The following is a 21,243-nucleotide window of genomic DNA, read 5'->3' as shown; positions in this document are numbered from 1 at the left end:
CGGGTCGGGGCGCGACGGCCCCGGACGGCGTCCAGGCTCGCACACGAATCGAGACCCGGGTTGAGCTGGCATTATCGCCCCGCTACTCGCTTCGTCACCCGATTCTGCGCTCTGTCCGATCGACCGACGTCAGCTCAAGGAAGAGGTTCGACGTGACCAAGCGCAGATTCCTGTCGGCCGCGCTCACAGCCGCGCTGGCTGCGGGTGCACTGGCGCTCACCCAGTTACCCGACGGTGGTTCCGAAGCGGTGGCGCAGACCGCCGATCAGTCCTATTCCTGGCGCAACGCCGAGATCGCGGGCGGCGGATTCGTTCCCGGCATCGTCTTCAATCAGACCGAGCCGAACCTGATCTACGCCCGCACCGACATCGGCGGGGCCTACCGCTGGGAGGAGAGCACCGGCCGCTGGACGCCGCTGCTGGACTGGGTCGGCTGGGACGACTGGGGTTACAACGGAGTGGTCAGTCTGGCCACGGACCCGGTCGACACCGACCGGGTGTACGTCGCCGCCGGGATGTACACCAACGATTGGGATCCCAACAACGGTGCGATCCTGCGCTCGGCGGACCGGGGCGAGAGTTGGGAGGTCTCGGAGCTGCCCTTCAAACTCGGCGGCAACATGCCGGGACGCGGCATGGGCGAGCGCCTCACCGTCGACCCCAACGACAACAGCATCGTCTACCTGGGAGCTCCCAGCGGCAACGGCCTCTGGCGCAGCACCGACTTCGGCGAGACCTGGTCGGAGGTGACGAACTTCCCGAACCCGGGCAACTACGCCGAGGACCCCGACGACCCCAACGGATACCTCAATGACAACCAGGGCGTCACCTGGGTGAGCTTCGACGAGTCCTCCGGCAGCGCGGGCAGCCCGACCCAGGACGTCTACATCGGGGTGGCGGACAAGGAGAACACCGTCTACCGCAGCACCGACGCCGGTCAGACCTGGGAGCGCGTGGCGGGCCAGCCGACCGGCTTCCTGGCGCACAAGGGGGTCGTCGACCATGTCAACGGCTTCCTCTACATCGCGACGAGCGACACCGGCGGTCCCTACGACGGCGCATCGGGCGATGTCTGGAAGTACGCCACCGATTCCGGTGAGTGGACCCAGATCAGTCCCATTCCCTCCGGCGAGGAGGGCGCGGACTTCGGTTACAGCGGACTCACCATCGACCGGCAGAATCCCGGCACCCTGATGGTCGCCAGCCAGCTGCTGTGGTGGCCGGACATCGTGATCTTCCGCTCCACCGATGGCGGCGAGACCTGGACCCGCGCCTGGGACTGGACGAACTACCCGGAGCGTTCCTTCCGCTACGAGTTGGACATCTCCGAGGTGCCCTGGTTGGACTTCGCAACCGATCCCGCACCACCCGAGGTCACGCCGAAGCTGGGCTGGATGACCGAGGCGCTGGAAATCGACCCCTTCGACTCCGACCGGATGATGTACGGCACCGGAGCGACGATCTACGGCACCGAGAACCTTTCCGACTGGGATGCGGGTGGTCAGATCACCATCGAACCGATGGTCGGCGGCCTGGAGGAGACCGCGGTCCTCGATCTCGCCAGCCCGCCCAGCGGGGCGCCGTTGCTCAGCGCACTGGGCGACATCGCAGGCTTCCGGCACGACGACCTGGACGCCGTTCCCGAGCGGATGTTCTCCAGCCCGAACTTCAGCAGCACCACCAGCCTGGACTTCGCCGAGAACAACCCGGATTTCGTGGTGCGGTCCGGCCATGCCGACGGGGTCAGCCGGGCGGCGTTCTCCAATGACGGCGGTTCCAGCTGGTATCCGGCCAGCAGTGAGCCCAGCGGTGTGACCGGCGGCGGGACCATCGCCGCCGCAGCCGACGGCAATTCCGTCGTGTGGAGCCCGGAGGGCGCCGGAGTGCACCGTGGAGACAACAGCGGCAGCTCCTGGACCGCCGCCACGGGTATCCCGAACGGGGCAGTGGTCGAGGCGGATCGCGTCGACCCGGACACCTTCTACGGGGCGGCCGACGGGCGGTTCTATGTGAGCACCGACGGCGGCGCAAGCTTCACCGCAGGCGCCTCGGGGCTGCCCACCGGGAACGTCAAGTTCACGACGCTGCCGGAGCGGGCGGGTGAGATCTGGCTCGCGGGCGACGGCGGGCTGGTCCGCTCCACCGACGGCGGTGCGACGTTCACCGAGGTGGCAGGCGTCGCCAATGCACGCAACATCGCACATGGTGCGGCGGCCCCCGGGCAGGACCACCCGGCGCTGTACCTGGTCGGCGAGGTCGACGGCGTCGAAGGCGTGTTCCGCTCCGACGATGCGGGCGGTGCCTGGGTCCGTATCAACGACGACCAGCATCAGTTCGGCAACATGGGCGAGGCGCTCAGCGGCGACCCCCGCGTCTATGGGCGGGTCTATCTGGGCACCAACGGCCGTGGCATCCAGATCGGCGAGCAGGCGGGAGCCCAGCCCTCGGGCGGGTGATTCCCCCGGCGACATCGAACCGAGGGCGGCGGGCCGAAGACTCGCCGCCCTCGGCTACAGCAGGGTGAGCTGGTCGCCGGTCGTGGGTGGCGGCTCGACGGCACGCGGCCGGGATCTCGGCCGCAGCCCCCGCGCGGCGACCATGCCGCGTACCTGCTCGGTGATCCGCTGCTGATAGGACTTCGGGGCGTAGCTGCTCGCCCGATAGAGCTCCTCGTACAACGGCAGCAGTCCGGGGAAATCACTGCTCAGCCAGCGGTGGTACCACTCGCGGGCCCCGGGACGCAGATGCAGGATCAGCGGAGTGACCGAGGCGGCCCCTGCGTCGACCAACGCGGCCACGGTCTCCTCCAGCTGTTCCGGCGCATCGCTGAGTCCCGGCAGGATCGGGGCCATCAACACCGAGACCGCGATACCGCGATCGGCGAAGCGGCGGACCACGTCCAACCGGCGTTGCGGTGCGGGCGTCCCCGGTTCCACCGAGCGCCACAGCGCTTCGTCGACCGAGCCCACCGATACGGCGATGGACACCTCGCTCTGCCGGGCGGCATCGACGATCAGGTCGAGGTCGCGCAGGATCAGGGTGCCCTTGGTGAGGATCGAGAACGGGTTGGCCCGGTCGCGCAACGCCGTGATGATCTCGCGCATCAGCCCATAGCGGCCCTCGGCTCGCTGGTAGGGGTCGGTGTTGGTGCCCATCGCGATCGAGTCGCCGCGCCAGCGGGGGTGCGCCAGTTCTCGACGCAGCAGCGATCCGGCGTTGACCTTGACGATGATCTTGCTGTCGAAGTCGTGGCCCGCGTCGAGGTCGAGGTAGGTGTGGGTGTTGCGTGCGAAGCAGTACCGGCAGGCATGCCCGCAGCCTCGATACGGGTTGACCGTCCACCCGAAGGGCATCCGCGATCCCGGGGCGACGCGGTTGATGATGGTCTTGGCCGTGATCTCGATGGCCATCGCCTCGCCGTCGGTCCCGGCGTCGATCGGAATCGGCGGCGGCAGCCGGAGACCGCCACGCCCGCTCCCCCGCGCGATGCCACCCCGACCGGTCACCTCCAAGGGCAGCGCCTGAGCACCACCTTCGTCCATTCGTCGCTCGTCCCACCGCATACCCTGGATTCGAACATACATTCGAATAGCCGTCCACTGTCCACCCGGGACGACCGCGACGGACGGCGTTGCATCATTCTTTGCTTATATAAGCTACAGGTATTAACCTGGGGTGGCTCCGACCGCCGCCCGACCCGGTGCCGCGCAGTCCGGAGCGCCAGATCAGCCAGCAGCCGCACCCGACCGGGAGGCAATCGATGCTCAGAATCACCGTCACCAGCCTGTTCGTCGCCGACCAAGCCAAGGCGCTCGACTTCTACACGCGTGTCCTCGGCTTCCTGCCCAAGACCGACGAGCCCGCAGGCGGCGCACGCTGGCTCACTGTCGTCTCCCCCGCCGACCCCGATGGTGTCGAGCTGCTCCTGGAGCCCAACAGCAACCCGATCGCGGGCACCTATCAGCAGGCACTGCGCGAGGCGAACATCCCGGCCACGATCTTCGGAGTCGAGGACGCGGTCGCCGAGTACGAGCGTCTGCGCGGCCTCGGCGTCGAGTTCGTCAGCCCGCCGGACCCGACTCAGCCGGTGATCATGGCCGTCCTCGACGACACCTGCGGCAATCTGATCGGCATCGTGCAGCAGCCCAGCGCCGGCTGACCCGCCGTCCGAACGCGGCCGTGATCGACCCGTCACGGATGGTCGATCAGGTCGCGGCGGACCGGCCCCGGGCCGGGATCGCCTGCCGCATTTCACGCTTGACTTATCCGAAGCCAGGTTGGAAGGCTGGGCGATCATGCACGCGTTCGACGTCCTGGGAGATCCGGTACGCCGCCGGATCCTGGAGCTTCTCGCCGAGGGAGAGCAGGCGGCGGGCGAGGTCAGCACGGTGGTCCAGCAGGAGTTCGGCATCTCCCAGCCCGGGGTCTCCCAGCACCTTCGGGTACTGCGGGAAAACGGTTTCACCCGGGTGCGGGCCGTGGGAGCCCGCAGGCTCTACTCCGTGGACCCCGAGCCGCTGCGGGAGGTCGACGGCTGGCTGGAGCGCTACCGGCGCTTCTGGAACCAACCGCTGGACGCACTGGCGACCGAGCTGGCCCGAGGCAAACGGGAACGCCGCAAGCAGGCAGCCGACCGAATCGCCGACGACGAGCCCGGAGCGGCCTCGGGCGGCTGAGTGATCCGCCGTCGCCTCAGCGGGTCCGGGCCGAGGGGAAACGTAATTCGGCGAAGTAGTCCTCCGACTCCCGCGCCCGGACCTCCCGTACCCCGGCCAGCAGCGCTTCGGTCGCCGCCCTGCGCTGTTGCTCGACTGCGTCGCCCGTGAGACTGGTGGCCGACTCCTGTTCGAGCAGCCATTCCCAGTGCAGCTGGGTCAACGAGGATTCGGCGGCACGTAGCGTCGCCCACGATCGATCCCAGCGATAGAAGGTCTGCAGCCCCGTGAGCAGGGCGATCACCACGCCCAGCGTCGAGAGCACGAACTCCTTGTTCGCGTAGTCCAGCGTGGTGAACAAGGGCAGCGAGGCACTGCCGATGATGATCAACATACCGCTGATGCGGAAGAACCGCCGGTGCCAACCCGCCCGCCAGTCGTAGCGCTCCCGCAGTTCGAGCACGTGTGCCTCGGCGAGCTCGTGCAGATCGGGCGTCGGACCGGGATCGGACTGCGGTGCCCTCGCGGTGGCGGCCTGCTGCGCCACCGCGATCGTCTCCTCGGTTCCGGAGTCGCCAAGCTGTCCGTTGCGCATCCCAACCCCCCGGGTGGCGTGGCATCTCGAGAGCGAAGCCCACCCCTACACCGATGGGCGCCCCTGCCATCCGCGATAGGCGAGCCCCACACTCGCCCCGCCACCCCAGGTTAGTGATCGACGACGTTGGGTGTCCGCCGATTGGTCGAGATCATTCCGCAGACGGGGTGACCTCGTGCGCGCGTGCGGCGTCCAGGACCTGCTCCAAGGCCTGCGCGGGCAGCGCCCCGGATTCGCGGAACACCAGGGTGCCCTTCTTGAAGACCATCAGGGTCGGGATGGAGCTGATCTGGGCGGCGCCTGCGAGTCCGGCCTCCGCCTCGGTGTCGACCTTGCCGTGCACCACATCGGGGTTCTTCTCCGACGAGGCGTCGAAGGTCGGCGCGAACCGGTGGCACGGACCGCACCAGTCGGCCCAGAAGTCGACGACGACGATCTCGTTCTCCTTGATCGTGTCGGCGAAGTTGTCTGCGGTCAGCGAGATCGTGGACATCGTCCTCCTTCATCGGGGTCGTCTCCCCGCGTCGGCACGCGGTATCCCACCTCGTCCAACGCCGCGACCATCCGGCCGATTCCGCGCCGATCACCACAGCGCGGGCCTGCGCATCGCCACGGCTCGTCCGCCACGGGTACCCAGCCGTCCGGCACCGGCACACCCAGCGGTGTCAGGCTGGCAGGAAGTCGGTCAGAGTGGCAATCACCGAGGCAGCCACGCTGCGAACTCGGGGCGCGGCGGCTCCGGGCAGCCCGGCAGCTCCTCCCGATCGATCCCCGCGGTGGGGCGCCCCTGAGTAAGCGGTCGATCGCGGGGGCCGGTGTTCCAACGGCGGACAGGTCGCGCCTGGTCGACTCGTCGACCTTCTCGTCGCCTGCGGTGGCGGGTCAGGCAAGCACCACTCGCCGCACTCGGTGCGGAGCCGCCAATGCGAGTCGAGCGACCGCCGAGCAGCCGTTGGAGGCACCGACCAGGTCGACCGGCTCCGAGGGCAGGAAGGTGAGCAGGTGTCGGGCCTCATCGTCCCAGCCCGACGGAGACCGCTTCCGGTCGGGAGCCAGGACGACACGACCCCGACCGCGTAATCCCGCGGCCACGCCGGAGGCTCCCCAGAAACGTTCCACGTCCCTCGTCGGATCGCCTAGACCACCGTGAACCAAGAGCACAGCCGTCATCACTGCTCCTCTTGGATGAGCCACAGCCGGTGGCGGCGCCGATGTTCCGGCCGCCTACAGGGTGCCGTGGATGACCTCCGGATGCGATGGAGACTCGATGGATCTGGCCGATTCGGCGGACTGGTCCAGGATCTGGCTGATGAAGGCCGTCTTGCCCTCGACATAGGCGACCGGGTCGTCGGGGTGGCGGGCCGCCAAGGATCGCTTCAACTCGACGTAGGCGGCGGCCGTGTCGGTGTTGCGCCGCAGTTGGTCGCGAAAGGTCAGGTGCCGGACCAGCGCGGTGCTGCCTTCGACACAGACATACAGGTGATGCCGGGGTGGCCGGTGCGGCGGGCAGCCGAAGGACTCCCGACCCGGCACGCCCAGATCGCCCTGGTGGGTGTAGCCCAGCGGCCGGAGCCTGCCGATGACGGCGGGCAGTGCACTCGGATCGGAGATCACCACGTCGAGGTCGACGATGCCCCGGCCTGCCAGACCCGGCACGGCGGTGCTGCCCACATGCTCGATTCGTTGGCAATGGAAACCCAGCACCCGGGCGATCCTGGTGCGGAGTTCCTCGAACACCGACGGCCAGCGTGGGTCGTGGTCCACGATCTCGACGGATTCGGTCATCGCGGTTCAATCCTTCTTCGCTGCAGGAATGTGTCGAGCAAGCGGTCGTCTCTCGGACATGGTCGGGGCGGCCCGATCGCTGTCGAGTACGCCCAGATCACGAGGATGCATCAGCGGCGGGTCTGGCTGGGCGACGCCGCGCCATAACGACGGGTCGTCGTCAGTCTGCGGTGCCCCATCAACTCGGCGACGGTGACCTGATCGACGCCTGCGCGCAGCAGCCGATGGCCGAAGGTCCGACGCAGCACATGCGGGGTGATCCGCCTACCCCGTTCGTCGACCAGGCCCGCGAGGCTGCCCAGCCATGCGACCGACGCATCGACCGAGCGGGTGGACAACCGGCCGCCCCGCCGATTGAGGAACAGCGCCGATGTCCGGTCGGTGTTCGGCCACTCTCGACGGATGGCGAGCCATTCGCGCAGGATGGGACGGGGTTCGTCGGGTAAGGGAATCTCCCTCGGCCCGTGTTCGGGGCCGACGACGACGAGACGGGGCGGGCGCGCGCCGAGGCGTACGTCACCGGTGTCCAGCGCGACCAGTTCGGTGACGCGGACCCCCGTGTAGAGCAGTGTGTAGACGATCGCGGCGTCTCGGCCCGAGGCGACCCGGCCCACCAGGGGCAGCAGCCGATCCAGCTCGTCCTGTTGCAGGACGCGGGGTTCGGCGTCGGGTGCCTCCTCCCGGTCGGCCGGGGCGGGACCGAGTCCCAGGCCCTCGTAGAAGTGGTCGAGTGCGGTGAGCACGGCGTTGATCGTGGCGGGGCGGCTGCGCTGCGCGCCGCGCAATCGGGCCCGATAGCCCGATACGGCGGCGTCGCGACCTGCCGGGTCCGTCAACGGATCGACCGAGGTCGTCTCGTGGTCGGCGGCCAGCCAGGCAAGGAAACCGGCGATGCGGGAGCGGTAGGCACGGCGGGTCTGCGGCGCCAGTGTCGACTCGGCAAGGGTCTGCTCGTACTCGGCGAGCACCCGACGCGCTCGGCCCTCGTCGATCGCACCCACTGCATCCCTCTCGGCTCTCGAAAACCCCTCTTCGGTGATCGTACCGTGTCCGCGAATCGCAATATCAGAACCAAATCCGGAATATTGTTCTGATATTGCGCTCGAATCGTCACCGGGACACCGAATGCCCCACCGACGCACCCCCGCAGCCGCGGGGAACACAGGCTCGGCTCACTACGCCGCGATCCGGTGGCCGGAGCACCCCCGATCGACGCGGGGAGGCGTGCACCGCGAGGACGACGGTCTCCCGGACGAGTCGTCAGACCGGTTCCCGACGCCCGCCGGACCGGTGCGCGACCACCGACCCTCGCGAGCACCTGCGAAGCGAACACCGCCGCACCGCAGGCGACCACCGCCATCAGGGGAGGATCCCGTTGGACGTCGGGGGACACTCGTGCGTGGACAACCACCGAGCGTTCTCCGCCGAGCCGACCGCCCGGCCCGAACGCCGACAGCGCACAGCAGGCGAACTAGCCGCATCCGACCAGCTCACCGACGTTCGAGCCGTTGAGAAATCCGACACCCGCCAACACACCGGACAAGTCGCCCGAACCCCACCGACCGGGTGACATGCCGAGGTCGATCCGGCAAGATCGCCCTATCGGCTGTCACCGGGAAGACGCCGCCGCTCATCGGAAGCCGGCCACCGAGGTCGGCACGATCCCGGCCCGGCCGTTCGGCGAACGGACGCGGTTGCGGCGGATCTCTCGGACCGCGCAGGCCCGCGATCGAATACCTCACAACGCCAGAACAGGTGATATCAGCGATGACCAGCCCCGAGAGCACGCCGATGGACGTTCCGGCGCGCTTCGGCCACTTCGGGCCCGCCCAAATCCATTTCGAGGACCTCGACGCCAACGGCGCCGTGCACGACTCGCGTTATCTCCTGCTCGTGGAGCGGGCCGTGATGGATTACTGGTTCGAACGAGGTTGGCACTACGACCCGCCGCTGTCCCGTTTCGACGACGTCTGCCTGGTGGTGCGCCACGTCGCGATCGGCTTCCACACCCCGATCATCGGAGTGGGGCCGATCACCGTGCACTTCTGGATCGACCAGGTGGCCACCAGCAGCCTCACCTACGGCTTCCACGTCCTGTCGGCCGATCTCTCCGTGCTGCACGCCGAGGGCAGCCGGACGCAGGTCCGCAGCGATCCCTCGACGCATCATCCGATCACCCTCAGCGTCGAGATGGTCGCCGAGGCACACCGGCTGCGGCGGCCACGCGGTTTCGCCTTGGGCGGTTGAGGCGGGAGCACCCCGGGCCCGGAGGTACCCGACCTGCGCGGGAGGGTGGACCCGACGGCGGGCACCCGCCCGGGCAGCCGGCGCGGCGGGCCGAGCGCGCAGCGTCGTCGGGCCGCAGGCGGGCTCCCGCGACCGCCGAATCCGATCCCCGAGCAGGTCCACTAGACTCGAACGATCTCGAGTGCCACCCGGCTGGTGCCCGCAGTCGTCCATGCCGTCCGTACAGCGGGCAGCCGCTAGGCCCGCCATGAACCCCGTCTGAGGTTGTCCTCCGTGTTGACCATGCAGGGCGCGATTTCCGCGTTGACCAAGTACTGGAGCGACCAGGGATGCATGGTCGTGCAGCCCTTCAACACCGAGGTCGGTGCGGGAACGCTCAACCCCGCCACGGTGCTACGCGTCCTGGGCCCGGAGCCCTGGCGGACGGCCTACGTGGAGCCCAGCGTCCGCCCCGACGACTCCCGCTACGGCGAGAACCCCAACCGACTGCAGACCCACACCCAGTTCCAGGTCGTCCTCAAGCCCGACCCCGGCAACCCGCAGGAGCTCTTCCTCGGCAGCCTGGAGGCCATCGGCATCGACGTCCGGGCCCACGACATCCGCTTCGTCGAGGACAACTGGGACTTCCCCGCGCTCGGCGCCTGGGGACTGGGCTGGGAGGTCTGGCTCGACGGGCTGGAGATCACCCAGTTCACCTACTTCCAGCAGGCCGGTGGCGCCACGCTCGACCCGATCTCCGTGGAGATCACCTACGGGTTGGAGCGCATCCTGATGGCGCTCCAGGACGTCAACCACTTCAAGGACATCGAGTACGCACCGGGCATCTCCTACGGCGAGGCGTTCGGCCAGGCCGAGTACGAGATGAGCCGCTACTACCTCGATGACGCCGACGTGGAGATGAACCGTCGGCTGTTCGACGAGTACGCCACCGAGGCACGCAGGCTGCTGGACGCGCGGCTGCCGATGCCCGCGCACTACTACGTGCTCAAGTGCTCGCACACCTTCAACGTCCTGGACGCCCGGGGCGCGGTCTCCACCACCGAGCGAGCCAAGGCGTTCGGCCGCACTCGCGCGCTGACCAGGGACGTCGTCCGGTTGTGGGCCGAGCGGCGCGAGGAGCTCGGGCACCCGCTGGGTGTCGCCGAGCCCCTGCCCGCCGCGCCGACCCCGGCCGAGCTGCCGTCGGTGTCCGAGGCCGCGACGCTGCTGTTCGAGATCGGCACCGAGGAGCTCCCGGCGGGCGAGGTCCGTCGGGCCGCCGAGGTGATGCGCACCTCCCTCGCCGAGAAGCTGGCCGCGACCCGCCTGGGCCACGGGGAGATCAACACCTACGCGACGCCGAGGCGGATCGTCGCCGTGGTCGACGCGGTCGAGCCGGTCGAGCCGGATGCCGAGCGGACGGTGCGCGGCCCGAGGGTCGCAAACGCCTTCGACGCGACGGGCGCGCCGACCAAGGCCGTGGCGGGCTTCGCCCGGGGCCAGGGCATGGACGTCGCCGACCTGGGACGCGCGGTGATCGACGGCGTCGAGTTCGTCGTCGCGACCAAGACGGACGTGGGCCGAGGCGCCGTGGCGGTGCTCAGCGAGCTGCTGTCCAGCGTGGTCACCGAGCTGCGTGCCGACAAGAACATGCGGTGGAACGACCCGGCGCTGTCCTACAGCAGGCCGGTGCGGTGGCTGCTCGCCCTGCTCGGCGAGGTCGGCGTCCCGGTGGCGGCCTCGGCGCTGGCCAGCGGCGTGACCACCCGGGTGCACCGCACCGCCGCGTCTCCGACGGTCCCCGTCGAGCGCGCCGACGGCTATGTCGACTTCCTGGCCGCCCACGGCATCGTGGTCGACATCGACGTGCGACGCGCCCAGATCGTGGAGTCCGCGCAGCAGCTGGTCGCCGAGGTCGGCGGGACGGTCGACTTCGACGGCGAGGCCGTGCTGCTGGAGGAGATCGTCAATCTCGTCGAGAAGCCGACGCCGATCCTCGGCTCGTTCGCCGAGCACTACCTCGAACTGCCGGACGAGATCCTCACCACGGTGATGCGCAAGCATCAGCGCTACCTGCCCGTCCGGGACGGCTCGGGTGCCTTGATGCCCTACTTCGTCGCGGTGGCCAACGGCGAGTGCGCCCACGACGCGGTACGCAGCGGCAACGAGGCGGTGCTGCGGGCCCGCTACGAGGACGCGGCCTTCTTCTGGCGTGCCGACCTCGAGGTGAAGCCGGAGACGATGCAACTCGGCCTGGACAAGCTCGCCTTCGAGGAGCGGCTCGGCTCGATGTCCGAGCGCACCGCCCGTATCGCAGCGGTGGCCAGGGAGTTCGGCGACGCCACCGTGGAGAGCACGGTCGCCGTCACCGGCGCCGCCGAGGGCGCCGCCAGCACGCCGCTGGTGCCGTTGACCGCCGAGGAACGCCAGACCCTGGGCCGGGCGGCGCAGCTGGCGAAGTTCGACCTCGGTTCGCAGATGGTGGTCGAGCTGACGAACCTGGCGGGCACGATGGCCAGGGAGTACGCGGTGCGTTCCGGGGAGACCCCCGAGGTCGCCGCCGCGCTGTTCGACATGGAGCAGCCGCGCTCTGCGGGCGGCGCCCTGCCCGCCACCAGGGTGGGCGCCCTGTTGTCGTTGGCCGACCGGTTCGACCTGTTGGTCGGTCTGTTCGCCATCGGCGCCTCCCCCACCGGAAGCTCCGATCCCTTCGGGCTTCGGCGGGCGGCGCTCGGTGTGATCAGTGTGCTGCGGGCGTTCCCGGATCTGCACCAGATCACGGTGAGCCGGGCGTTGCGCACCGCAGCCGATGTGCTGGCCGCGCAGGGCGTCGAGGTCGCGCATTCCGCCGTGGCCGAGGCCCACGAGTTCGTGGTGCGTCGCTATGAGCAGCAGCTGCTCGATGCCGGTAACGACCACGATCTCGTCGCTGCGGTGCTGCCGCTGGCCGATGCGCCGGTGACCGCCGATGTCACCCTCGCCGAGATCAAGAAGCGCACCGGTGACCCGACGTTCGTCGAGTTGGCCGCCGCGTTGCAGCGGGTGCGTCGGATCGTTCCGGACGACGTCGTCGCCGGCTACGACGCCGCCAAGATCACCGAGCCCGCCGAGGTCGCGCTGCGAACGGCATGGGAGCAGGTCGCCGCAACGCTGGGTGGCACCACGCCGGATCTCGCAGGCTTCGCCTCGGCGGCGCAGCCGATCGTCGCGCCGATCGGAGCCTTCTTCGACGACGTGATGGTGATGACCGACGACGCCGAGGTCCGGGCCGCTCGGCTCGGTCTGCTGGCCTCGATCCGGGACGCCGCAGCCCCGGTACTGGACTGGCGCGCCCTCGGTGCGGCGCTGGCCAAGGACTGATCGATTTCGGGTGTCGGGGCGGATCATCAGCCCCGGCACCCTGCGCACCGACCTCGGAGGACGGACGCGGTCACCCGGCCTCTCCTGAATACCTGCCACCGGTAAGCCGGTTCGCCCCGCAGGCGATCGATTCGCGATTTCAAGGCCACGCTGCCGGCCTCGGTGCGATGATCTCCGAGCCGCCGCAGGTACGCCCCCACGATCGCTGGTGCGTCGCGGTTCGGCCAGCGAGAAGGAGATGGTCATGCGACCGCTGGGGGTGTCCGAGCCGAGGGAAATCGGTCGATTTCGGCTGATCGCCGAATTGGGCCGGGGCGGCATGGGTCGGGTGTGGCTGGGTGCGGGCCCGGATGGCCGACTGGTCGCGGTCAAACAGGTTCATGCGCATCTCGTCGAGGAAGACGGGTTCCGGGCTCGCTTCCACCGCGAGGTACGCGCGACGCTCGCGGTGCCGGGTAACTACACCTCGACGGTGATCGATGCCGATGCGGAAGCGCCGACCCCCTGGTTGGCCTCGGAATTCATCTCCGGCCCCTCGTTACGCGAGGCGGTCGAGGTCGACGGTCCGCTGCCGGAGAAGTCGGCGCTGCGACTGGCGGCGGGGCTGGCCTCGGCACTGGTCCTGATCCACGAGGCCGGGCTGGTGCACCGGGATATCAAGCCATCCAATGTGCTGCTGGCCGAGGACGGTCCGAGACTGATCGATTTCGGCATCGCGCGGGCGTTGGACCGAGGCAGCGGACGGGATCTGACCCGCACCGGCCTCGTGGTCGGATCGCCGGAGTTCATGTCGCCGGAGCAGGCCCAAGCCCAGGAGATCACCCCGGCCAGTGACATCTTCTCCCTCGGAGCGCTGCTGGCGATGGCGGTGACCGGGAACAGCGTCTTCGCGGGACAATCGGATTTCCAGGTGCTGCACAACATCGTGCACACCGAGCCCGATCTCGACGGGGTCCCGACTCGGGTCCGTGCTGTCGCCGAGGCATGTCTGGCCAAGAACCCGGCGGCTCGCCCGAGTGCAGAACGCCTGCTGGAGTCGATCGGCCGGGTCGCCCCGTCCGCTCGCCCGTGGCCTGCCCACGTCCACACGCTGACCAGCACTCAGTATGCCGAGATCGACCGGCTGATCGAGAACTCGGAACCGGATGGCGGGCCCGAGCCGACGCCGAGGAAGCACACGCGCTTGCAGGCGCGCCCGATCAATGAGTGGGACGCCGAGTCGCCGGAGCCGAACAAGGATGACGCCGGGCAGCAGCGCGAGCCCGGGGTTCCATGGACGTCACGTTTCGGAGCCGGGGCCCGCGAGGTACTCGCGAAGGCGGGTGCCGGTGCGCGCAGCATGTCCGCGAAGGCGAGCGGCGGAATTCGCTCCACCGCTCGCGGGATCGGCCGTTGGCGGCCAACGTGGGCGCTGAACGGCGTGTTGGTGCTGGTTGGCGTTCTCTTCGGTGTTCTCGCCGCGAACTTCATCATGGACGGCCGAGGAGTCGATCAGATCGTCATCCGCATGGTGGTGGAAAGCATCTTTCCCTTCGGCACGGTATCGCTGGTACTGATTCCCGAAGTGTTCGGGATACTGGCCGGGGCCACGCTCGGGGTAGTCCTCTGTGCGCTGATCTCGACGGTCAGCGGGCCGCGGGCCATGGGCCGAACCCTTCTGCTGCGCCGTGCGCTGCTCGTCGGCGTGCCCGTCGTCGGGTTCGTGCTCGGCAGGCTGGCGGCACGAGGTGATCTCGACTTCGCCGCGCTGAACCTGGGCGGGCGGCTGGATGGCCGGTCCCTCATGTTCCTCTGTCTCCTGTTCGCCGTCATCATGGCCAACACCGCTGTCTCCACCGTTTCCAGAACGTTCTCGATCACGAAGAACCGCCGGTTCGCGGTGCAGTTCGCCGCCTGGGTGATCGGTTTCCTGGCGAGCGGGGTGACCATGGTGATGTGTGGACTGCACGGCTGGATCGGCATCGTCGTCGACGGCCGCATCCCCATCGACGTAATCGCCATCCTGGGCGGCTGCATCGGCGGAAGCTGGGCACTGCGCATCGCGATCGACCTCGGTGCGCGATGGCGATCGACCGGACGTCGGAGCCCCCGTTCCACCGCGTGATCAGAGGGCAGAACGCGTAACAAGCGGGGCGACCACCGGACATAAGGCGCCAGGTGTCGCCCCGCAGGCTCAACGTTGTGGCTCAGCGCCCGATAGAGCGCAGGTACTCGGCGAACTTCTCCGCACCGTCGACCATCCGGGGCCCGCTGATGGCCTCGCCGTAGTTCAGAACGTAGAACTGCTCCTCGGCCACGGCGGGTACCGATTCCAGGGCCGGATGCGTCCGCAGAAACTCGATCTTGTCCTCGGCGGGTAGGTCGCCGTAGTCGATGATCACGATCACCTCGGGCTGGGCCTCGATGACCGATTCCCAGCCGACGGAGGTCCAACGCTCGTCGAGGTCGGCGAGGATGTTGCGGCCGCCCGCCGCCGCGATGATGTCGTTAGGTGGTGCATGTGCGGCTGCGGTGAACGGCTGATCGGTGCCGGAGTCGTAGACGAAGACCTCGGCGGCCTCCCCGGTCGGCTGGTCGCTCTCCAAGGCGGCGATCCGCTCACGGAGGTCGGTGACGACCTCCTCGGCTCGTTCCTCGACGCCGAAGATCTCGCCCAGGTCGGCGAGGTCGATGTAGAGCCCCTCCAAAGGAGTGACGTTCACCGAGCCGTCCTCGAAGTTGTAGCAGCTCTCGGTGTGCATGTAGCTGGCGATGCCGAGATCGTCCAACAACTGCGGGGTGATGCCGCGTTCCTCGCTGAAGCCCGAGTTCCAGCCCGCGAAGACCCAGTCGGCCTCGGCGTCGACGACGATCTCGCGGTTCAACAGGTCGTTGCTCAGCCGCTCGATCCGTTCGAAGTCCTCCCGGTACGGCGATCGCTCGATCGCCGGGTCGTTGGTGGGGGTGGCGATCCAGCCGTGCACCTGGTCGGCCAGCCCGAGGACGAACAGCTTCTCCGCGCCGCCGCCCTCGTAGACGACGGGGCGTTGCGGACGCGGATAGGTGGTCTCCCGCCCGCAGTTGTCGATCGTGACCTCGGTGGTGCCGTCCGCTGTCTGCGAGGAGATCTCGGCGCCGCAGGCGGTGGCGACGAGCACGCTCACCGCCACCAGCGGGAGCATTCGACGCGCGGGGCGCATGGTCATGTTCGGGTTCCTTCTTCTCGGGGCCCGGCGTGCCGATGATTCGGCTGGGCGGGTTGCGGGCTCAGGTCGTAGAGCAGCTGCGGCGCACCGGTGTTCGGGTGGCTGACGATGGTGGCCTCGACCCCGAAGACCTCGCGCATCAATTCCGGGGTGAGGACCTCGCCCGGTTTCCCGATCGCGACCAGCTCCCCGCCGGAGAGGACGCCGATCCGATCGCAGGTGGCGGCGGCGAGGTTCATGTCGTGCAGTGCGATCAGCACGGTGAGTTGCGCACCACGCAGGAAGGACAACAGCTCGATCTGATGGCGGACATCGAGGTGGTTCGTCGGTTCGTCGAGGACGAGCACCCTCGGTTCCTGGACCAGCGCTCTGGCGATGTACACCCGCTGCCGTTCGCCGCCGGAGAGCGTCAGGACGCCGCGTTGGGCCAGGTGAGCGACATCGACCCTTCGCATGGCCGCCGCACAGAGCTCGTCCTCGCGTGCCCCGAGTGCCTGGCTGTCGCGCAGGTGCGGGAAGCGGCCGAGTGCCACCACCTCCTCGACGGTGAAGTCGAGGTCGACGCTGGTCTCCTGGGTCAATGCCGCCACCGAGCGGGCACTCTCCCGGAGGGAGAGATCGGCGAGGTCGACGTCGTCGAGCAGCACCGCGCCGGAGCTGGGCCGTAAGGCCCGGTAGACACAGCGCAGTGCCGTGGACTTCCCACTGCCGTTGGGACCGACGAGTCCGACGATCTCGCCGCTGTCCACGGCGAGCCGCAATTCACGGACCAGGGTCTTCCCGGCGATCGACACCGAGACGTCATCGAGCGTGAGTCGCATTCAGCGGCCCCCGAACACATAGCCGCGTTTACGGATCAAACCGATGAACACTGGCACGCCGATGAGCGCGGTGATCACGCCCAGCGGCAGTTCGCGCGGGGCCACCAGGGTGCGGGACACCAGGTCGACCCAGATCAGGAAGAGCGCCCCGGCCAGCGGGGTGATCAACAGCACCTTGGCGTGGCTGGAGCCGAACAGCAACCGCACCAGGTGCGGCATGACCAGTCCGACGAAGCCGATGGCCCCGCTGACCGCGACGAGCGCGCCGGTGACGACGGCGGTGAGGAGGAACAGGCCACGGCGCAGCTTGGTGGTGTCCACGCCGAGACTGCCCGCGGTCTCGTCGCCCATCGCCATCACGTCCAGCGAGCGGCTGCGGTACCGAAGCACGATCAGCGCCGCCACGACCGCGACGGCGGCCACCGGCAGCGAGGTCCAGGTCGCCGCGCCCAGGCTGCCGAGCAGCCAGAACAACACCGTACGAGCGGCCTCTCCGTTGGGCGAGAGGAAGATCATCACGGTCATGATCGCCTGGAATCCGTAGGACAGCACGACACCGGTGAGCACCAGGCGTAACGGGCTCAGGCCTGCTCGACTGTGGGCGGCGGCGTAGACCAGCACCGAGGCGACGAGGGCGCTGAGGAAGGCCGCCGCAGACAGCGCGTAGACGCCTAAGGCCGCGAAGGCGCCGAAGACGACGACCGCACTGGCGCCCACCGAGGCGCCCGAGGAGATTCCCAGTACGAACGGGTCTGCCAGGGCGTTGCGGACCATGGCCTGCACCGCGACGCCGATGATGCTCAGTCCTGCACCGACCACCACGGCGAGCAGGACGCGGGGAGTGCGGACCTCCCAGATGATCGTGTACTTCGAGACCTCGCTGGAGTCGATGACTCCCCCGGTCAGCGCCGCGCCCAGATAACGCAGCGTGTCGTCCAGCGGGACGGTGGTGGGTCCGAGGCTGATCGCCAACACCACGGAGCCGAGGATGGCGACCGACAGGCCGACCACCGTCCACATCAGACCGCTGCGGGTGGTCAGCCGATTGCCGGTCGTGGCCGGAGCCGGCTTCGGCGCGACAACGCGGGCGGCAGTGGTCTCCGACGACTGGATGTCGGGTTCGGAACGGGTTTCCTGACCGGCCGGGATCACCGGATCGCCCCGTGGCTCGGCGCCGCCGACGGCATCGCCGAGGCGACGCCTGCGCGCTCGAACCGCCTGCAGAGGGGCATTCGTTCTACCTCCGAATCCGGTGAGGCCATCCGGGATATCGCGGGTGGACGCCTGCGTCGCGATCGCCGTCTCACCGGGATCGACGCCGAGGCGGAAAGGGCCTCTCGTGGATGAACTGTCGGCACTCAGCCAACATCCAATGGAAATCGTTGTCAACACGGTTATGGGATCTCGACACGGCGGCCCCACGCTCGCCAGCGCTGGTTGCGCCCACTGAGCTGCTCGGATGCACCCGACCGGGCGCCGACAACGATGGTGAATCACGGGCCGGACACCGACGACCATCGCCCGGAGTTCGCGAATAACGCCCGACGAAGCACGGCGATGCGGCCGGTCGAGAGGTCGCCGACGGCGTGGGAATCGATGGCTCGATGAGGCGCCGCCTGCCGGCGATGGCGTCGGATACTCGAGACCGCGTTGCCGCGCTCGTGGGTCCTGGCGATCTCGGGCCGCGCGCCCGCACCGAGCATCGCGATCAGGTCCGGCATCCCCCCAGGTGCCGCCGGACCTGATCGCGGCCGCGAGCCCTCGCCTGTCATTCCCGGAGCACGGGGGAGACGATGGCTTCGCCCCGCGCCACCACGGTCCGATGAACCGTGCCCCCACGGTGGCCACGCTGTCGCCGATCGTCTTCCACACCCCGGGCCTGCCGCGATCTCGGGCCCGTACTCATCGTGCTCCGCCGAGCCGACGGTGGATATCCCACAAATCTGGGAGGACGGTGCGCAACCGACCGCACGCGCACAGTATCGTCGTGTTGATCACCGGGCCGCCGCCGAGCACGGATTCGACGAGCGGATCCACCGGGCCGCATCGGCCATTCGAGAGAACGGACACCACCGAGGTGGCGAGTCGTCGCGAACGCGAGCGTCGGGTGTTGAGCGACCTCCGCGACCTGGCGGGAACCCGGGTCAGCACGGTCCGGTTGTTCGAGGAACTCGGCTCGGTGCTGCCGCAGGCCGTCGGCTTCGATGCCGTGTGCTGGCATGACACCGATCCGTTGATCGGGCTGCCGACCTCGATGGTCAGCGACACCCTCGACCCGCGTGGCATCGCGCAGGCCCTGGATCTCGAGTTCACCGCCAACGACGTCGGCACCGTGGCCGAGATGCAGGCCAAGGGCAGCCGGGTGACGACGATCAGCCAGGTCACGCACGGCCACCCCGAGCGCAGCATCCGGATGCGGGAACAGCTGTCCGGTTACGGATTCGGCGACGAGCTCCGGCTGCGTTGCGATATCGGTGCGGGCAGCTGGGGTTTCGCGGCGTTCATGCGGGAGAAGGCGCGAGGCTCGTTCACAGTGGAGGAGATCCGCTTCGCGGACCAGGCGAATCGACTCATCACCACCGCGCTGCGGCACTCACACCTCCCCCGGCCGGGAGCGGCGGTACCGGGATCGGCCTCGGTACCCGCCGTGGTGATCCTGGGATCCAGCAACGAGTTGGTGGCCGCCGACCGTCCCGGACAGCGGTTGATCGCGGAGCTCGCCGACTCGGCGTCCGACGTGCTGGCGGTTCCCACCGCGTTCCCGATCATCGCCAAGCTGGCCAGAATCGCCGAGGAGACCCCGGACGCCCTTCCCGCCGAGTTACGTGTGCAGACCCGCAACGGCCACTGGGTCGTCCTGCGTGGCTCGGTGCTGCACGGAGCCACCGGACCGCAGGTCGCGATCTCGGCGACCGCACCGACCGCCGCCGAGATCATGCCCGTCGTGTTGAACGCACACGGACTCACGCCTCGCGAGCAGCTCGTCATCCGCGAGGTACTGGGCGGCGGCAGCACGAAGGAGATCGCCAAGGCGCTCTCGCTGACCGCACTCACCGTTCAAGACCACCTGAAGTCGATCTTCACGAAGTTCGGTGCGCACAGCAGGGGCGAGTTGGTGGCCCGACTCTCCTTCGGCACACAGCGACCGGACTCCTCAGGCCAAAGCCGCTGAGGTGCGGCGTCGGACAGGCGCTCGGCGAGAGACCACCGCGCGCCGAACCCACCGCCCGGAGAGCACGCACACCCGACGGGCAGGTCGGGTATACGGCGGCCTCAGCCGCGTCGCAATGCTCGGCTCACTGCTCCGGCTGGTTCGGCCCCTGTTCGGCGAGGAAGCGTTCGAACTCCGAGCCGAGTTCGTCGGCGGTCGGCAGAGGCTGCCCCTCCTCGACCAGCAGGCTGCGCTTGCCGGGCGCCAACTCGAACGAGTCATACTGCCGTTCCAGCGCCCGTACCACGTCGGTGACCTCGGTCGACTCGACCACCTGCCGGTTGATCTCGATCTCCACCCGCTCGGCTGCCGCGCGCAGTTCGTCCGAGTGGAAGCTGAGTCCGGCGGCCCGCCCGACCGATTCCAGCAGCGTGACCGCAGCAGTCGGGTAGGTCGACTGCGCCAGGTAGTGCGGGACGTGGGCGGCGAAACCCATCGCGTCCAGGCCCGCCTCGCCGAGCCGCAGCTCCAGCAGAGCCGACACGCTGCCGGGTACCTGGATGCGATCGCCCAGGGCCGGGTGCGAACCGTCGGTCCACTCGTCGAGCAGTTCCGGACGTGAGGCGTGCGGGACCACACCCAGCGGCCTGGTGTGCGGCACGCCCATCGGGATGCCGTGGAAGCCCACCGCGAGCCGGACTCCCCACCGCTCGATCAGGCTGCGCACGGCGGCGATGAACAGCTCCCACTGTTGGTCCGGCTCGGGCCCGGTGAGCAGCAGGAACGGAGTCCCGTCTGCGTCGAAGAGCTGCCAGACCACCAGCTCCGGCTTGTCGTAGGCCTCCCAGTGGTCGGCCGCGAAGGTCATGGTCGGCCTGCGCGATCGATAGTCGATCAGCCCGTCGATGTCGAATCGCGCGACGATGCGACCACCGGCCGTCTCCGTGAGGTGCTCGGCGAGCAGCCTGCCCGCCGCCCCCGCGTCCATGAACCCCTCGAAGTGATGCAGCAGAACCGCACCGTTCAGGTCGGGGACGTCGGAGTCCACCTCGTACAGCTCCTGCGGATCGAGCGCCACCTGTAACCTCCAGCCGTTCGGCCCTGTCCGTCGTTGCTCAGGTGCAACGCAACACCACGCCGGTTCAATCCCACATCGGCACATCCGTTGCCCCGATCTTGCCATCGCGCCGTCGTACCGCCTCCCTCGGTGTTCGCGGGGCCGGCAGCGGCAGGCTCGCCGTGCCCAGGCATTGTGAATATCGGGTAGGCCGACATCGAGGGTGGAGATCGAGCCGCAGCCGGGTAGAAATAGATGTCAGACGAGGAGATCGACGAAGGACGGGCGGGTGCGGCATGCAGGCGACGCGGCGGGTGTCGATGTCGCGGGCCCGCCGGAGGGCCACTTCGTCACCACGACCGTCCGGTCGCACCCGTCAGGACCGAAGGCCGGGCCAGCGCGCGGCCG

Annotated in this window: 18 protein-coding genes; 7 read left to right on the top strand and 11 right to left on the bottom strand. The window is 68.9% G+C overall.

Annotation, left to right across the window (positions count from 1 at the left end):
* Nucleotides 1-152 precede the first annotated feature (152 nt).
* On the top strand, nucleotides 153-2,456 hold the full coding sequence (locus BKA25_RS11690; protein ID WP_157421108.1) for a WD40/YVTN/BNR-like repeat-containing protein: 2,304 nt from the start codon (nucleotides 153-155) through the stop codon (nucleotides 2,454-2,456).
* Between the two features lie 54 nt (nucleotides 2,457-2,510).
* On the opposite strand, the gene BKA25_RS11685 is transcribed toward BKA25_RS11690, so the two are convergent.
* Nucleotides 2,511-3,542 carry an Rv2578c family radical SAM protein gene (locus BKA25_RS11685; protein WP_260331222.1) on the bottom strand — a complete coding sequence of 344 codons (1,032 nt, stop codon included), beginning with the start codon at nucleotides 3,540-3,542 and terminating at the stop codon, nucleotides 2,511-2,513.
* Nucleotides 3,543-3,760: 218 nt separating this feature from the next.
* On the opposite strand from BKA25_RS11685, the gene BKA25_RS11680 reads away from it, so the two are divergent.
* Complete coding sequence (locus BKA25_RS11680; RefSeq protein ID WP_069853753.1) at nucleotides 3,761-4,159, top strand: VOC family protein; 399 nt, start codon at nucleotides 3,761-3,763, stop codon at nucleotides 4,157-4,159.
* A gap of 136 nt (nucleotides 4,160-4,295) precedes the next feature.
* Nucleotides 4,296-4,676, top strand: a complete 381-nt coding sequence (locus BKA25_RS11675; RefSeq protein ID WP_069849892.1) for an ArsR/SmtB family transcription factor — start codon at nucleotides 4,296-4,298, stop codon at nucleotides 4,674-4,676.
* Nucleotides 4,677-4,692: 16 nt separating this feature from the next.
* Here the strand turns inward: BKA25_RS11675 and BKA25_RS11670 are convergent, their stop codons facing one another.
* The 5 genes from BKA25_RS11670 to BKA25_RS11650 all read right to left on the bottom strand — a co-directional run bounded on the left by BKA25_RS11670 (nucleotide 4,693) and on the right by BKA25_RS11650 (nucleotide 8,036).
* The gene (locus tag BKA25_RS11670; RefSeq protein WP_084643067.1) at nucleotides 4,693-5,250 is read right to left on the bottom strand and encodes a DUF4231 domain-containing protein; all 558 of its coding nucleotides are present in this window, start codon (nucleotides 5,248-5,250) and stop codon (nucleotides 4,693-4,695) included.
* A gap of 151 nt (nucleotides 5,251-5,401) precedes the next feature.
* Nucleotides 5,402-5,743, bottom strand: a complete 342-nt coding sequence (gene trxA / locus BKA25_RS11665; protein WP_069849894.1) for a thioredoxin — start codon at nucleotides 5,741-5,743, stop codon at nucleotides 5,402-5,404.
* Between the two features lie 389 nt (nucleotides 5,744-6,132).
* Nucleotides 6,133-6,420 carry an alpha/beta fold hydrolase gene (locus BKA25_RS11660; RefSeq protein WP_157421109.1) on the bottom strand — a complete coding sequence of 96 codons (288 nt, stop codon included), beginning with the start codon at nucleotides 6,418-6,420 and terminating at the stop codon, nucleotides 6,133-6,135.
* Nucleotides 6,421-6,474: 54 nt separating this feature from the next.
* A complete protein-coding gene (locus BKA25_RS11655) occupies nucleotides 6,475-7,035 on the bottom strand; it encodes a GrpB family protein (protein ID WP_069849898.1) in 561 nt (186 codons plus the stop codon).
* A gap of 110 nt (nucleotides 7,036-7,145) precedes the next feature.
* The gene (locus tag BKA25_RS11650; RefSeq protein WP_172803800.1) at nucleotides 7,146-8,036 is read right to left on the bottom strand and encodes a tyrosine-type recombinase/integrase; all 891 of its coding nucleotides are present in this window, start codon (nucleotides 8,034-8,036) and stop codon (nucleotides 7,146-7,148) included.
* A gap of 766 nt (nucleotides 8,037-8,802) precedes the next feature.
* On the opposite strand from BKA25_RS11650, the gene BKA25_RS11645 reads away from it, so the two are divergent.
* The 3 genes from BKA25_RS11645 (at nucleotide 8,803) to BKA25_RS11635 (ending at nucleotide 14,725) form a co-directional block, all read left to right on the top strand.
* Nucleotides 8,803-9,282 carry an acyl-CoA thioesterase gene (locus tag BKA25_RS11645; RefSeq protein ID WP_157421110.1) on the top strand — a complete coding sequence of 160 codons (480 nt, stop codon included), beginning with the start codon at nucleotides 8,803-8,805 and terminating at the stop codon, nucleotides 9,280-9,282.
* Between the two features lie 282 nt (nucleotides 9,283-9,564).
* Complete coding sequence (locus tag BKA25_RS11640) at nucleotides 9,565-12,621, top strand: glycine--tRNA ligase (protein ID WP_084643070.1); 3,057 nt, start codon at nucleotides 9,565-9,567, stop codon at nucleotides 12,619-12,621.
* Nucleotides 12,622-12,865: 244 nt separating this feature from the next.
* Nucleotides 12,866-14,725, top strand: coding sequence for a serine/threonine-protein kinase (locus BKA25_RS11635; RefSeq protein ID WP_157421111.1), 1,860 nt, complete (start codon nucleotides 12,866-12,868; stop codon nucleotides 14,723-14,725).
* An 82-nt stretch (nucleotides 14,726-14,807) separates the two neighbouring features.
* Here BKA25_RS11635 and BKA25_RS11630 read toward each other — a convergent pair whose 3' ends face one another.
* From BKA25_RS11630 to BKA25_RS11615, 4 genes are all read right to left on the bottom strand, one after another.
* Nucleotides 14,808-15,806: an ABC transporter substrate-binding protein gene (locus BKA25_RS11630; protein ID WP_069849904.1), complete on the bottom strand. Its 999-nt coding sequence runs from the start codon at nucleotides 15,804-15,806 to the stop codon at nucleotides 14,808-14,810.
* A complete protein-coding gene (locus tag BKA25_RS11625) occupies nucleotides 15,803-16,627 on the bottom strand; it encodes an ABC transporter ATP-binding protein (RefSeq protein ID WP_069849906.1) in 825 nt (274 codons plus the stop codon). The genes BKA25_RS11630 and BKA25_RS11625 overlap by 4 nt, the downstream gene beginning before the upstream one ends.
* Nucleotides 16,628-17,647, bottom strand: coding sequence for a FecCD family ABC transporter permease (locus BKA25_RS11620; RefSeq protein ID WP_069853757.1), 1,020 nt, complete (start codon nucleotides 17,645-17,647; stop codon nucleotides 16,628-16,630).
* Between the two features lie 473 nt (nucleotides 17,648-18,120).
* The gene (locus BKA25_RS11615) at nucleotides 18,121-18,348 is read right to left on the bottom strand and encodes a hypothetical protein (protein WP_069849908.1); all 228 of its coding nucleotides are present in this window, start codon (nucleotides 18,346-18,348) and stop codon (nucleotides 18,121-18,123) included.
* A gap of 266 nt (nucleotides 18,349-18,614) precedes the next feature.
* Here BKA25_RS11615 and BKA25_RS11610 point away from each other — a divergent pair, with 266 nt between their 5' ends.
* Nucleotides 18,615-19,799 carry a helix-turn-helix transcriptional regulator gene (locus tag BKA25_RS11610; RefSeq protein ID WP_172803801.1) on the top strand — a complete coding sequence of 395 codons (1,185 nt, stop codon included), beginning with the start codon at nucleotides 18,615-18,617 and terminating at the stop codon, nucleotides 19,797-19,799.
* 124 nt (nucleotides 19,800-19,923) lie between these two features.
* Here BKA25_RS11610 and BKA25_RS11605 read toward each other — a convergent pair whose 3' ends face one another.
* Entirely contained in the window at nucleotides 19,924-20,856 is a 933-nt protein-coding gene (locus tag BKA25_RS11605) for a proteasome assembly chaperone family protein (RefSeq protein WP_069849912.1), read from the bottom strand.
* Nucleotides 20,857-21,243: the final 387 nt, after the last annotated feature.

Source organism: Actinoalloteichus hymeniacidonis, assembly GCF_014203365.1.
Lineage (GTDB): Bacteria > Actinomycetota > Actinomycetes > Mycobacteriales > Pseudonocardiaceae > Actinoalloteichus_A > Actinoalloteichus_A hymeniacidonis.
This window is presented reverse-complemented; position numbering and strand designations above follow the sequence as displayed.